At 56.2% G+C, this 12,905-nt stretch carries 14 protein-coding genes; 9 read left to right on the forward strand and 5 right to left on the reverse strand.

The genetic code is table 11. The features are described 5' to 3' along the window. Positions 1-17 precede the first annotated feature (17 nt). The 4 genes from iolD (at position 18) to iolB (ending at position 3,948) form a co-directional block, all read left to right on the forward strand. Entirely contained in the window at positions 18-1,868 is a 1,851-nt protein-coding gene (gene iolD / locus FHW17_RS06650; protein ID WP_182509474.1) for a 3D-(3,5/4)-trihydroxycyclohexane-1,2-dione acylhydrolase (decyclizing), read from the forward strand. Between the two features lie 173 nt (positions 1,869-2,041). Next, positions 2,042-2,926: a myo-inosose-2 dehydratase gene (gene iolE / locus FHW17_RS06655; RefSeq protein WP_112526004.1), complete on the forward strand. Its 885-nt coding sequence runs from the start codon at positions 2,042-2,044 to the stop codon at positions 2,924-2,926. Next, positions 2,923-3,144, forward strand: coding sequence for a hypothetical protein (locus tag FHW17_RS06660; RefSeq protein WP_091878111.1), 222 nt, complete (start codon positions 2,923-2,925; stop codon positions 3,142-3,144). Before iolE ends, FHW17_RS06660 begins: the two co-directional genes overlap by 4 nt. Before the next feature lie 3 nt (positions 3,145-3,147). Beyond that, positions 3,148-3,948, forward strand: coding sequence for a 5-deoxy-glucuronate isomerase (gene iolB / locus FHW17_RS06665; protein WP_112526002.1), 801 nt, complete (start codon positions 3,148-3,150; stop codon positions 3,946-3,948). A gap of 286 nt (positions 3,949-4,234) precedes the next feature. Here the strand turns inward: iolB and FHW17_RS06670 are convergent, their stop codons facing one another. Together FHW17_RS06670 and FHW17_RS06675 are read right to left on the reverse strand one after the other, a co-directional pair. Continuing rightward, positions 4,235-4,876, reverse strand: a complete 642-nt coding sequence (locus FHW17_RS06670) for a DUF1109 domain-containing protein (protein WP_112526001.1) — start codon at positions 4,874-4,876, stop codon at positions 4,235-4,237. After that, positions 4,863-5,420: a sigma-70 family RNA polymerase sigma factor gene (locus FHW17_RS06675; RefSeq protein WP_182509475.1), complete on the reverse strand. Its 558-nt coding sequence runs from the start codon at positions 5,418-5,420 to the stop codon at positions 4,863-4,865. The genes FHW17_RS06670 and FHW17_RS06675 overlap by 14 nt, the downstream gene beginning before the upstream one ends. 207 nt (positions 5,421-5,627) lie before the next feature. On the opposite strand from FHW17_RS06675, the gene FHW17_RS06680 reads away from it, so the two are divergent. The 4 genes from FHW17_RS06680 to FHW17_RS06695 all read left to right on the forward strand — a co-directional run bounded on the left by FHW17_RS06680 (position 5,628) and on the right by FHW17_RS06695 (position 8,510). After that, the gene (locus FHW17_RS06680) at positions 5,628-6,341 is read left to right on the forward strand and encodes a DUF1223 domain-containing protein (protein WP_112525997.1); all 714 of its coding nucleotides are present in this window, start codon (positions 5,628-5,630) and stop codon (positions 6,339-6,341) included. 145 nt (positions 6,342-6,486) lie between these two features. Next, positions 6,487-6,807, forward strand: a complete 321-nt coding sequence (locus FHW17_RS06685; protein WP_112525995.1) for a pentapeptide MXKDX repeat protein — start codon at positions 6,487-6,489, stop codon at positions 6,805-6,807. Positions 6,808-6,879: 72 nt separating this feature from the next. After that, a complete protein-coding gene (locus tag FHW17_RS06690; protein WP_182509476.1) occupies positions 6,880-7,740 on the forward strand; it encodes a cytochrome b/b6 domain-containing protein in 861 nt (286 codons plus the stop codon). Next, positions 7,737-8,510: a molybdopterin-binding protein gene (locus tag FHW17_RS06695; RefSeq protein ID WP_112525991.1), complete on the forward strand. Its 774-nt coding sequence runs from the start codon at positions 7,737-7,739 to the stop codon at positions 8,508-8,510. The genes FHW17_RS06690 and FHW17_RS06695 overlap by 4 nt, the downstream gene beginning before the upstream one ends. 1 nt (position 8,511) lies before the next feature. Here FHW17_RS06695 and FHW17_RS06700 read toward each other — a convergent pair whose 3' ends face one another. Continuing rightward, the gene (locus tag FHW17_RS06700) at positions 8,512-8,898 is read right to left on the reverse strand and encodes a RidA family protein (RefSeq protein WP_182509477.1); all 387 of its coding nucleotides are present in this window, start codon (positions 8,896-8,898) and stop codon (positions 8,512-8,514) included. 130 nt (positions 8,899-9,028) lie between these two features. Further along, the gene (locus tag FHW17_RS06705) at positions 9,029-10,111 is read right to left on the reverse strand and encodes an AraC family transcriptional regulator (RefSeq protein WP_182509478.1); all 1,083 of its coding nucleotides are present in this window, start codon (positions 10,109-10,111) and stop codon (positions 9,029-9,031) included. 153 nt (positions 10,112-10,264) lie between these two features. On the opposite strand from FHW17_RS06705, the gene FHW17_RS06710 reads away from it, so the two are divergent. Beyond that, complete coding sequence (locus FHW17_RS06710) at positions 10,265-11,755, forward strand: coniferyl aldehyde dehydrogenase (protein ID WP_348643709.1); 1,491 nt, start codon at positions 10,265-10,267, stop codon at positions 11,753-11,755. Here FHW17_RS06710 and FHW17_RS06715 read toward each other — a convergent pair. Further along, positions 11,752-12,879, reverse strand: coding sequence for an alanine racemase (locus FHW17_RS06715; protein ID WP_182509480.1), 1,128 nt, complete (start codon positions 12,877-12,879; stop codon positions 11,752-11,754). The two genes, FHW17_RS06710 and FHW17_RS06715, sit on opposite strands and share 4 nt — an antisense overlap. Between the last annotated feature and the right edge of the window lie 26 nt (positions 12,880-12,905).

Below are 12,905 nucleotides of genomic sequence, written 5' to 3' on the forward strand. Positions count from 1 at the left end.
GCCGGGAGGAGATTGATATGACCAAGACGATACGCCTGACCATGGCGCAGGCACTGACGCGGTTCCTTGCCAATCAGATGACCGTGGTCGATGGCAAGAAAGTGCCTATTTTTGCCGGTGTGTGGGCGATTTTCGGCCACGGCAATGTCGCCGGTATCGGCGAGGCGCTTTATCAGGTGCGCGAGGAATTGCCGACCTACCGCGCCCACAATGAACAGGCGATGGCTCATGCCGCCATTGCCTTTGCCAAGGCGACTTTCCGTCGCCGCATGATGGCGGTGACAAGCTCGGTTGGGCCGGGCGCAACCAATATGGTAACTGCCGCCGCGCTCGCCCACGTCAACCGTCTGCCATTGCTGCTTTTGCCCGGTGATGTCTTTGCCAACCGCATTCCCGATCCGGTCTTACAGCAGGTTGAAAGCTTTGGCGACGGCACCGTCTCGGCCAATGATTGCTTCCGTCCTGTCTCACGCTATTTTGACCGGATCACCCGGCCTGAACAGATCATTCCAGCACTCGCCCGCACCATGGCCGTGCTGACTGATCCGGCCGAATGCGGGCCGGTGACGCTGGCCCTGTGTCAGGATGTGCAGGCGGAAGCCTATGACTATCCGGAGAGCTTTTTCGATGAGCGTGTGTGGACAACGCGCCGTCCGCGCCCTGATCGTGAAGAACTGGTTGCCGCTGTCGAATTGCTCAAATCTGCCAAGAAGCCGCTGGTGATTGCTGGCGGCGGCGTCATCTATTCGCAGGCGTCGAACGAATTGAAAGCCTTTGTCGAAGCAGCAGGTATTCCGGTTTGCGAGACGCAGGGTGGCAAGTCTTCGCTGCCTGACAATCATCCTCTGAACATGGCTGCCATTGGCGTAACCGGCACATCTGCCGCCAATCGACTGGCGGAAGAAGCTGATGTCATTCTGGCCGTCGGCACGCGTCTGCAGGATTTCACAACAGGCTCGTGGGCGCTGTTTCGCAATGGAGCCAAGAAATTCATTGGCCTCAACGTGCAGGCCTTTGATGCGGGCAAGCATCGCGCTGCGCCTCTTGTTGCTGACGCGCGGGAAGGGCTGCTGGAACTGGCGGCAGCGACTGCCGGATATAAGGCACCTGCCAGCTGGACCGAGAACGCCAAGCAAGGCAAGGCAGAGTGGCAGAAGGCTGCCGCCGAAGTTACTGGTCCAACCAATGCGGTTCTTCCATCGGATGCGCAGGTGATTGGCGCCGTGCAGCGGTCGATGGGCAGTGAAGCCACTGTTTTGCATGCGGCGGGTGGATTACCGGGTGAAATGCACAAGCTCTGGCAGGCGGGAGCGCCGGGTTCCTACCATGCGGAATATGGTTTTTCCTGCATGGGTTATGAGATCGCCGGTGGTCTCGGTGCAAAGATGGCAAAGCCCGATGACGAAGTGGTGGTCATGATCGGAGATGGTTCATATCTGATGCTGAATTCCGAAATCGCCACCTCGGTGATGCTGGGCAAGAAGATCAATATCGTTCTTCTCGATAATCGCGGTTTTGGCTGCATCAACCGGCTGCAGATGGGCACAGGTGGAGCGAACTTCAACAATCTTCAGAAGGACTCGCGCCACGAGGTTTTGCCCGATGTGGATTTTGTCGGCCATGCCAAAAGCCTTGGTGCCATCGCTGAAAAGGTCGCATCGATCGCGGAACTTGAAGGCGCGCTTGCTCGGGCAAAGCAGAATGACCGGACGACGGTGATTGTTATTGATACGGACCCGCTGATTTCCACGGATGCCGGTGGGACATGGTGGGATGTGGCCGTGCCCGAGGTCAGCCAACGCCCACAGGTCAATGCGGCACGCAAGGCCTATGAAGAGAAACTGAAATCGCAGCGTGTGGGTGATTGATTTAATTTTTAGATATGTGGTGCGTGGTTCGACAAGCTCACCATGAGGGAGAGGGATGATGCAAGGGAGTCAAGTTCTGCACCCTTTGCGATTATCATTGCAGCCACCAATCTCCCTCATGGTGAGCTTGTCGAACCACGCACCACGCACACAACAGATGAAGGAAGACAAGAATGATCCGTATCGGGGCGAACCCAATCGGCTGGTCCAATGATGACATGCTGGAAATCGGCGGAGATATTCCGCTGGAAACCTGTCTGGAACAGGCAAAGGCTGCCGGGTTTACCGGCATGGAGCTGGGCAACAAGTTTCCGCGCACCGCCGACAAGCTGCGTCCGATCCTTGATGCATTTGGCCACACTCTGGTCAGCGGCTGGTATTCGACCGAGCTTCTGGTGCGTGACGTGGAAGCGGAACTGAAAGCTGTTGTCGGCCATGCAACGCTGTTGAAAGATATGGGCTGCACGGTGCTGATTGCCGCCGAAACATCCAACGCCATCCATTCCAACAAGGATCTGCCGCTATCAGCCCGTCCGGTTCTGGAAAAGTCCGCATGGACGGGCTTTGGCGAGCGTTATACGGCTTTTGCCGAAGCGATCAAGCAGACCTACGGCCTCCAGGTGGTTTACCATCACCACATGGGAACCGTGGTGCAGACCGAAGCGGAAATTGACCGGTTCATGGAAGTTACCGGTGATGCGGTGCATCTGCTGCTGGATACCGGCCATGCCACATGGGGTGGCGGTGATCCCGCGCGTCTTGCCCGTCACCACAAGCCACGCATCAGCCACGTCCACTGCAAGGATATTCGCGAGGCCGTCATGTGGCAGTCGAATCGCGAAGACTGGTCTTTCCTCGATTCCGTGCTGGCTGGCGTTTATACGGTTCCGGGCGACGGTCTGATCGACTATGTTCGTGTTCTGAAAGAACTCAAGGGCTATAGCGGCTGGGTTGTCGTTGAAGCTGAGCAGGACCCCAAGAAGGCTGATCCAGCCGTCTATTCCAAGCTCGGCCACGCAAATCTCAGCCGCTTCATCAAAGAGGCAGGGTTGGTTTGACCAGTGATTCCAAGCATCCGTTTTTTCGTCCCCTGTGGCGCCGTGTTGCGGTGGTGGTCTTTTGCCTTGCATGGGCCATCTTCGAATTCGTGACAGGAACGCCGTTCTGGGGGACGATAGCGCTTGGTTTTGCCGGTTATGGCATCTGGCAGTTTTTCATAGCCTTTGATCCATCCGAGCCGGTCAAACCTGTCGATGCGGACGAAAAAGAGGAATAGATCATGTCGAAATTGTTGCTCAAGGCGAAAGCCGGTACCGGCCATGTGGCAGAGGTGACACCGGAGAGCGCCGGTTGGTCCTATGTCGGCTTCGACCTGCATCGTGCCACGCCGGGGCAGACCATTGCGGGCCGCAGTGGTGACAAGGAAGTCTGCCTTGTTTTCGTGACGGGCAAGGGCTTTGCGCAGGTCAATGGTCATGATCTGGGTTTGCTGGGCGAGCGCATGTCGCCCTTCGAGGGCAAGCCGTGGTCGGTCTATATGCCTTCCAATTGTGACTGGTCCGTGGTTGCCGATACGGCTGTCGAGCTTGCTGTCTGCTCGGCGCCAAGCTTTGGCAATGATTTGCCGGTTAGGGTAATCGCCCCCGATGATCTTGGTCAGGAAACGCGCGGCAAGGGCACCAATACGCGTTATGTCACCAATATCCTGCCGGAAGGCGAACCTGCCGATTCACTGCTCGTGGTGGAAGTCATCACGCCGGGGGGGCACACATCAAGCTATCCGCCGCATAAGCATGATCAGGACAATCTGCCCGCTGAATCCTATCTGGAAGAAACCTATTACCACCGGCTGAACCCGCCACAAGGCTTTGCGTTCCAGCGGGTCTATACGGATGACCGGTCACTGGATGAGGCCATGGCGATCGAGGATGGCGATGTTGTTATGGTGCCCAAGGGTTATCATCCCTGTGCTGCCTGCCATGGCTATGACCTCTATTATCTCAATGTGATGGCTGGTCCCAAGCGTACATGGAAATTCCACAATGCGCCTGAGCATGAGTGGCTGATGAAACAGGTTTAAGTGCTACAATCGGATGGTGTGTGGTTCGACAAGCTCATTAACAGAGATACCCCGTTCCGTCATCCTCGGGCTTGACCCGAGGACCCATGGCGAAGGAGATCAATCAGATCTGGATGTCTGACGCTCCCTAAATTGTGGGTCCTCGGGTCAAGCCCGAGGATGACGGGAATGGGTGGGGGTATGGGAGTCAAGTTCTGCAACGGTGGCGATTATCGTTGCATCCACCCAAGTCCCTCATGGTGAGCTTGTCGAACCACGAACAATACAGTTGCCAATCAGTTACCCTCTACCACCGCAGAACGAAACGCCCGGCAATAGCACCAATCAGCGCGGAAGAAAGCACGCCCAGCGTGTACCAGATGGCGATGAAGGGCATGGCGCTTTCATCGCAATGGAATGAATAGATCAGTGCTGCAATCGACCCCGCTGCGAGGCCCGCAGCGGTTCCCGCCACCGTCAGCCGTGTCGGTGCCAGTCCGCGCAAGATCCAGAAACAGCCGAACAGCAATGGCAGTGACAGAACCACAATATTGAAAGTGCAGACGGTGATCGTGTGGCCTTTCATCATGGGCATGTAATGGTCACGCGGGGACATGGCGAGCTGCGCGAATGCCAGCGCGGCGATGATTGCCACGGCTGTGCCCATGACAATGAGGCTGATGCGTATGCTTCCAAGCGGATAGGCAATGCGTTTGATCGCCCAAGCACCGCCCACGGCCAGGGCCAGCGTGTAGGCGAACTTTGTCCAGAAAGCCATTGTGCCAGCGGCCGTCATCAGATCAGGACGCATGCCGAGCCATGACCACATGAGAATGGCCGAAGCAACAGCGCTGATACCAAGGCCTATGCCGATTCGCCTGATGACAGCCCTGCGCGATACCGGCTTCAACTCGCTGGCGAGACGCTCGATCAGATCATTTGTCGTCATCGACTGCCTGTCCTCTTAACTTCGCGGCTATGGCCTTCAATCCCCTGTGAATGCTGACCTTTACAAGTGATTCCGAAAGGCCCGTGCTTTGAGCCACCTCGGCAATCGATTGTCCTTCAATCTTCGTCCGGTAAATCAGGTCTCTCGATTTCTCCGGTATGGTCTTCAACAGACGGTCCACATCCATCCGGTCTGCGGCTGCGTCTGAATTGTCCTGCGCAAACAGGTCTTCCGCATCATCCAGCGGTACTGTCGCCCTGATGCGGTTGCGCCGGAAATGGTCGATCAGCTTATAGCGCGCAATGGCATGCAGCCACGCGGTGAACGGCCGATCCGGCTCATAGGTCTGGCGCCGCGTGTGCAAGGCCAGCAATGTTTCCTGCACCAGATCATCCGCATCGCCGCGATGGGTATCAGCCAGACGCCGCAGAAAATAGCCGCGCAGATGTTTTGCTACATCATCAAGCAGCACGCAATAGCTCTGCGCGTCGCCTGCAAGGCTGGCGAGCATCAGTTCCTTCAATCGCGCTTCGACCGAATGCACCCTGGTTCATTCCTTTATTCGCAGCAGCGGCGAAAAGGTTACAGATGGAAAGATCATATCGACAGCAGTTACAGCATGCCAGTAGCCCGCGGTCCAACTTTTTGATCACCAATCCGTGATCGTTGTAACCAAATCCTTCAACCCGACGAATTGCCTGATGTGACCGGTTGCCAACGCCGGTTCACACAAAGAAATCAGGAGGCCGTCATGGGTTTGCTCGCTAAGATCGGATATTTGGGTACAGTATCAGTCGCCGTCGGCTTATTGAGCTTTGGCGCAAGCAATGCCTTTGCCGACAGTGCAAAGCCGCTGACTGTTGTCGAGCTTTTCACAAGTCAGGGTTGTTCATCCTGCCCACCCGCCAATGCCAATCTGATCGAGATCAGCAAGCGCCCCGGCGTTCTGGCCCTGAGCTTCGGTGTGACCTATTGGGACCGGCTCGGCTGGAAAGATATTTTTGCCACCCCTGAATATACGGACCGGCAGATCACCTATGAAACGCCTCTGGGTCGCGATGGGCCATTTACACCGCAAGTGGTCGTCAATGGCCGTGCCGATGTGGTCGGCAACCGGATCGGCGAAATCGACGATCTGATCGCAAAGGAACCAAAGCCCGACGCGCTTGGCGTTACGATCAATAAGAATTCGCTCGCCATCGGTGCTGGCAAAGCCCCCGAGAATGGCGCCGATATCTGGCTCGTGACCTATGACGACAAAACGATCAACGTTCCAGTCAGTCGCGGCGAGAACACAGGCCACACACTGCCGCACAAGAATGTCGTTCACAGCCTTTCCAATCTTGGAAACTGGGACGGCAAGGCGGTGACGCTGGACATTCCTCCCACCAAAGCAGGCCTGCGCACGGCTGTTCTGATCCAGACCCCGCATGGCGGGCCGATCCTGGCCGCCGCGACCAATTGAATTCCGCCATGGCGGACACGAGAATTCCTGGCATGAAAAGCTGTGAGACACGCAGCGCGATGCCCAGGAAGTGTGGATGACCGCATGGTTGTCCGAAACTCAACGGCACGCAGATACGTGTCTTATTCAAATCGAGGAGACTACCATGAACATTATTGCACGCCGCATCGCCCTGTCGGCTTTCGTTCTTGCTTCCGGCTTTGCCGGTATCAACAGCGCTCTTGCGGAAGACGCCATGAAGGCAGACCCTATGAAGACAGAGGCCATGAAGGCCGACTGCATGAAAAAGGCCGGCATGGAAAAGGATTCCATGAAGAAGGATGCCATGACCAAGGATTGCAACAAGCAGGCTATGGCAACTGATGCGATGAAGCCGGATGCCATGAAAAAGGACGCGATGAAGCCCGACGCAATGAAAAAAGATGCCATGAAGCCAGCGGATGCCATGGCTCCGAAGAAGAACTAAGAATCATCATACCGGTGCTGTCTCGTGAACGAGGCGGCACCGGGCGACCACCTGAGAGCCAAGGAAACAATCATGACAAGCGTGACTGATCATGAAACGGTACGGCCAAAGAAAATCCTGTTCTATCGTCATTCGTTTGCTGTGCGCCTGACCCACTGGCTCAATGTCCTGTGCCTTAGTTTCCTGCTGATGAGCGGGTTGCAAATCTTCAATGCGCATCCCGAGCTTTACTGGGGCCAATACGGCGCTGATGCCGACCATTCCTTTATCTCGATCGGAGCTTTTCAGGATGGTGACACCATTAAGGGTGTCACGCGCATCGGGTCGATTTCCATTCCTACAACGGGTGTTCTTGGTGCCTCGACTGTCGATGGCGAATTGACGCCGCGGGCATTCCCCAGCTGGATTACCATTCCGAGTTTTCAGGACCTGGCCACGGGCCGCCGCTGGCATTTTTTCTTTGCCTGGTTTTTTGTGATCAACGGTTTTGTCTATCTGCTCTATGGCCTGATTGCCGGGCACTTCAAACGCGATCTCGTGCCAAGCAAAGACCAGTTGACGCCACAACATCTGGCCCATGAAATTGGCGAGCATGCCCGTCTGCGCTTTCCAAAGGGCGAAGAGGCAAGGCGTTACAACAGCCTGCAGAAGCTGAGCTATATGGCGGTTATTTTCATACTTCTGCCGCTGATGGTCCTGACCGGCCTTACCATGTCGCCCGGTTTTGACTCCATCGTTCCATGGCTGGTTGATGTTTTTGGCGGTCGCCAGTCCGCACGCACCATTCATTTCATCACCGCATCGCTGCTGGTTGCCTTTGTCGTGGTCCATCTGGTGATGGTTCTGGTCTCAGGCGTCTGGAACAATCTGCGCTCGATGATCACCGGGTATTACGGCCTGACTGTTGATACGGACAAGGAAACAGCCAAATGAAATTCGAACTCACACGCCGCCGTTTCCTGATTGGCTCAAGTGTCGCCGCCACCGGCCTTTTGACCGGGTGCGATGCTTTGGTCACCAACACCAGCGTCAATGATATTCTGCAAAAGGCGGAGGCCCTGACCATGGGCTCGCAGCGGCTTTTGCAGGCGCACGAGCCCTTGGCCCGTGAATTTACTGAAGCGGATTTGTCGCCCACGTTCAAAGCTAACGGTACACAAATGCCTGACAGCGAGGATTATGCCCGGCTCATGGAAGGCAATTTTGCCGACTGGCGGCTGGTGGTCAACGGCATGGTACGCACGCCGCTTAGCCTGTCGCTGGCTGATCTCAAGGCACTTCCGTCCCGCACGCAGATCACACGGCACGATTGCGTTGAAGGCTGGAGTGCCATCGGCAAGTGGACCGGCGTTCCACTGGGTCTGGTGTTGCAAAAGGCGGGAATTGCGCCCGGTGCGCGCTATGCGGTGTTCTACTGTGCCGATGAGTATGAGAAGACACTGGATGGTAGCGGTCAATATTACGAGAGCATCGATCTCGTCGATGCTTTCCATCCGCAAACCATTCTGTCCTACAGCATGAACGGCAAGGATCTGGAGGTCGCCCATGGCGCTCCTTTGCGCCTGCGTGTTGAACGGCAGCTTGGCTATAAGCACGCCAAATATGTCATGCGCATTGAGCTGGTCGACAGCTTCAAAGGCGTGTGGGGCGGCAAGGGCGGTTTCTGGGAAGATCGCGGCTATGAGTGGTATGCAGGCATCTGATTCAGGCGGCGGCTATAACCTCGATCTCGACCAGCCATGCCTCCAGTAGCGTCTGCGCGACGATAGTCGTTGTCGGGATTGTGCGGCCATTAAGCGCCGCAACCCGGGCATTCTGGTTGGCCTCGGCAAAGGCCGGGTCACGCAGGTAGCTTGTCGTCCTGACAACATTGTCGACTGTCATCCCGGCGCTGGCAAGAATTTCCCGGATGTTGTTCCAGACGAGATCAAGCTGCTCAGCCAATGTCGTGCCGGGCATACCATCAGGATCAAGCCCCATGGTGCCGCTGATATAAAGAAAACGTTCCGGCTGATACACCTCCAATGCATGGAGGTAATCAGGTGTCGCTGCGTAGACGCCGTTGTCGGGATTGCGCGGGATCAGTTTCATGATGGATGTTCCTTCCTGAAATTGTTCGGATAGAAGTGCCCCATTGTGGGGTATTTGTAGGCATACTCATTCAAACTTGCAGGCAATCCGGCAATGTATGGCTGATAAGTTCAGATGTATGGGCTGAAGATCAATAGCTATCGCTGGTGATGCGCATAACGCTGAGAGGCAATTCGATGTCTTGCCCGCGGGAAGGACCAGACCTGAATTCCATGGGGGTCATATCGGTCCAGCGGCGAAAAGCATGGCGAAAGTTCGAGGCGTCGCTGTAATCAAGACGGCTGGCAATTTCATCCATCGTCAGTTCGGTTTCGCGCAGATATTTTTTGGCAAGGCCAAGCCGGGTCTCGTCGAGCAGCGATTGATAGGATGTGCCTTCACCGGTCAATTTACGCCTGAGGGTGCGGGCGCTGATGCCCAATTGCTCGCAGGCGATATCAATGGGCGGGAAACGTCCGGCGCTTTGCACGAAGAGTTGCCGCAACCGCCCGGCTACACCGGCCGATGATGCCATGCGGTCGACCATTTCGTCGCAAAGCTGGCGGACCATGGAGAAGGTCATTTCATGGGCGCGGCGCGGGGTTCGCTCGAGCCATGCCACGTCGACAAGCAGTTCATTATCAGGCTGGTCGTAGTGGATCGGACAGTTGAATACTTTTTCGTAGACAGAGGCATCAGCCGGTTTGGGAAAACTCAGCCGGATCGCCGCCGGACTGAAATCCGGATCGGCGATATCCTTGGCAAAGGATATGATTGTCCCGAGCACATGCTCGACTTTGAAGATATAGAGTTTGGGATCGGTTATTCTGTTCAAGTCGGGTTCGGTGGACCATATGCCGTGTTTGCTGGTCTCGCGAAAAGTCTGCTTTCCCATGGGAACAGTCAGCGCATGGTATTTTTCGGCGAAATGACAGGCGCTGCGGCAGGTGGCGCTGCTCAGAAGTGCAAAGCCATAAATGCCGTACATGGTGATCTGCATGCTCAGACCCAGCCGCAATCCCACATGCGGATCGTCGGACAGGGTGAACGCATTGCGGATCGCCGTGAGCATCTGGTTGATGGAGATCAGCGTGTCGGGTGATGAAAGCTCCCGTTCACTGAGGCCGGTTCCATTCAGGGCAAGTACTGCGGGAATGCCATCACCGGTCAACAGGTCAACCAGCGCCAGTAACTCCGACGCGGAATGAATCCTATCGCTGGCGCTATGGATCAAAACGCAATTCTCCCGGCTTTTGTTACCCCATTTTTAGCGAAATTAGCACGGTCATAGCGGGACGGAAATCCATTGTTTCTCCAACTGGCCGTTATTCACCGGCCATTGACCGCCCCGAACCTTGAAGGGCGTGGCGGTCTGCGGCAATGATCCATGAAAGCGCTGACGGGCAGCACAAGATCCGTGATAGAACGCATGGAAGAGAAGACCGGAGGAAAGCACATGGATATGAATGCCACACCTGCTGATGCATTGGTGCCGGTTCTCAACCGGTTGCGCGCCTCCTGGCTGGCCCACCGGCCCGATTATGCCCAGCGCCATGATGATCTGAAACGCCTGCGCGCCGCGTTGAAAGATCGGCTTGAGCCAATGGTCAAGGCAATCAGTGCTGATTTTGGTCATCGCTCCCGCCATGAGAGCATGCTTGGCGAAGGCATGACCGTCTTTGGTGAGATCGACCATATGCTTTCGCACCTGAAATCCTGGATGAAACCGCAACGCCGTTCGGCGGGTTGGCGCATGTGGCCAGCCAAAGCGGAAGTACGTTATGTGCCGCTCGGCGTCGTCGGGGTCATTGCCCCGTGGAACTATCCGGTCAATCTGGCGCTGACGCCGCTGGCGACAGCGATTGCCGCTGGAAACCATGTCTTTCTTAAACCTTCCGAACATACGCCGCGCACCAGCGAATTCCTGCGCGAACTGCTCGCCGATGTTTTTTCGGAGGATCGTGTTGCCGTGGCGCTTGGCGGCGCTGACGTTGGCAGTGCGTTTGCCGGTCTGCCGTTCGATCACCTGCTGTTCACCGGCTCCACCGCTGTTGGCCGCAAGGTCATGGCTTCGGCGGCACCAAACCTGACGCCGGTGACGCTGGAGCTTGGGGGTAAGTCGCCCGTATTCATCGGTGAAGAAGCGCCTTTCGCCAAGGCTGTCACCCGCGTTGTCACCGGCAAACTCTACAATGCGGGCCAGACCTGTATCGCGCCTGACTATGCGCTGGTGCCTCTGGCGCGGCGCCATGAATTTGTTGAAGCGGTGCGCAACGAGGTCAAATCCCGCTATGCCCAGCTAGATGCCAATCCTGATTATACCCACATCGTCAATGAAGGGCAGTATCGCCGCCTGCGCGGTCTGCTGGAGGATGCGCGTGGGCGTGGTCTTGATGTTGTAACGCTGGTTGAACCGAAGGATGCCGCGAAGGCAGAATCCGAGCGGCTTTTGCCGCCGACGCTGGTGCTTGATCCTGATGATGACAGCAAGATCATGCAGGAAGAAATCTTTGGCCCGATCCTGCCGATCAAGACCTATGGCACCGCCGATGAAGCCATTGCCTATATCAATGCGCACGACCGGCCACTGGCCTTCTATTGCTTCAGCAATGACAAGGCGGAAACGGAAAAGATGCTGTCGAGCATTGTGGCTGGTGGTGTCTGCGTGAACGAGACCCTTTTCCACAATGTCTGCAACGATCTGCCATTCGGCGGCGTTGGTGCGAGCGGTATGGGGCACTATCATGGTCGTGAGGGTTTTCTGACCTTCAGCAAGATCATGCCTGTTTTGTATCAGGCCAAGATGCCGCTGACTGACCGGGTGAAGCCGCCCTATAAGGGGCTGGCAAACACGGTGGTGAAGCTCTTTGCCCGTTAGGAGAAGGGCAGTGTCTGCCAGCGGTCGATGATTTTACCGTCGGAATAGACGGCAATCGAACTGAATTGCTGCAACACAAATTCGCTCTGTGTCGGCCGCAGGAAGGCAAAATCATCAGGCTTGATCGTGGCGCTTGCGGGCAGGCGCATGAACTGCTGGTTTGTTGAATATCCCATTGTCTTGTCGGGTTTCATGCCGAAGGGATAGACCGCTTCCGCCATCCACTTGCCGCCATAGAGGAAGCAGCCGCGCTTGGGGAACAGGCCAAGCTTTTGCATGATCCACGTCTTGTCATCGAGACCTGGCACCAGAGGATCGACAACCTTCAGAACCGGGGTGGCGATGAAAATGGCGGGTGCCAGTTTGGCAAGGCTCGGTACGTCGAAATCGGTTGGCAGGACGAAGGCGGAACCCATGGAAACATCGTTGGCTGCAATAGCGGAATCGTAGAGTAGGGCGGTTGAACTGCCTCCGAGATTGAGGATTGCGCGCTGGTCCGGGCCAAGGCACGCAGCAAATTCCTGAAAGAGTGCTTTTGTCTTGGCCAGCGCTTTTTTCGGACCGCCAAAGATGGCGGGGATATGATTGATATGGGCCTCATAGGCCATGATGCCCTGACAATGCAGCCGGGGATATTGCTTGAGCAATTGCAATGCGCGGGTCAAAGCTTCGCCATTGTGATAACCGCCGCGATGCAGGCCAACATCCACTTCGAAGCAGAATCGCAGATCAATGCCGAGTTCATTGGCAAGCGCGCCATAGGCCGCCAGCCGGTCATCCGTGTCGATCAGCCATGCAATCCGCTGTGGTGCATTCTTTGCCTTGGCGAGAATCCCGCCCTTTTTGAGTGCAAGGCGCACGTCTGCAACCGGCATGGGTTTGCCGAGAATGGCCGTGGCATCGGGAAATTCATTCAATACTGCCGCCGTAACAGGCAAATGGAACGTCATGAAATGGCGATCTGGAAATGTCTTGCCGATATGCGCCAGCAAGGGCAGGCACGGTAGCGATTTGTCGACAAGCCGCAGCGTCAGATTGGGCGCAAGGCCACGCTTGATCGTGACGATATTCTGGTTCAGACGGTCGAGATCAAGCACGAGGCAGGGCTGATGAATATCAGCCATATGGAGCGCCTTTGAGACCGCGGTGA

The organism is Phyllobacterium sp. P30BS-XVII (assembly GCF_014138335.1).
GTDB classification, from domain to species: domain Bacteria; phylum Pseudomonadota; class Alphaproteobacteria; order Rhizobiales; family Rhizobiaceae; genus Phyllobacterium; species Phyllobacterium meliloti.

Bases quoted from the DNA above. Each gene is read 5' to 3' on its own strand.
- iolD (WP_182509474.1), top strand. From the start codon at position 18: ATGACCAAGACGATACGCCTGACCATGGCGCAGGCACTGACGCGGTTC.
- iolE (WP_112526004.1), top strand. From the start codon at position 2,042: ATGATCCGTATCGGGGCGAACCCAATCGGCTGGTCCAATGATGACATG.
- iolB (WP_112526002.1), top strand. From the start codon at position 3,148: ATGTCGAAATTGTTGCTCAAGGCGAAAGCCGGTACCGGCCATGTGGCA.
- FHW17_RS06670 (WP_112526001.1), bottom strand. From the start codon at position 4,876: ATGACGACAAATGATCTGATCGAGCGTCTCGCCAGCGAGTTGAAGCCG.
- FHW17_RS06680 (WP_112525997.1), top strand. From the start codon at position 5,628: ATGGGTTTGCTCGCTAAGATCGGATATTTGGGTACAGTATCAGTCGCC.
- FHW17_RS06685 (WP_112525995.1), top strand. From the start codon at position 6,487: ATGAACATTATTGCACGCCGCATCGCCCTGTCGGCTTTCGTTCTTGCT.
- FHW17_RS06690 (WP_182509476.1), top strand. From the start codon at position 6,880: ATGACAAGCGTGACTGATCATGAAACGGTACGGCCAAAGAAAATCCTG.
- FHW17_RS06695 (WP_112525991.1), top strand. From the start codon at position 7,737: ATGAAATTCGAACTCACACGCCGCCGTTTCCTGATTGGCTCAAGTGTC.
- FHW17_RS06700 (WP_182509477.1), bottom strand. From the start codon at position 8,898: ATGAAACTGATCCCGCGCAATCCCGACAACGGCGTCTACGCAGCGACA.
- FHW17_RS06710 (WP_348643709.1), top strand. From the start codon at position 10,265: ATGAAAGCGCTGACGGGCAGCACAAGATCCGTGATAGAACGCATGGAA.
- FHW17_RS06715 (WP_182509480.1), bottom strand. From the start codon at position 12,879: ATGGCTGATATTCATCAGCCCTGCCTCGTGCTTGATCTCGACCGTCTG.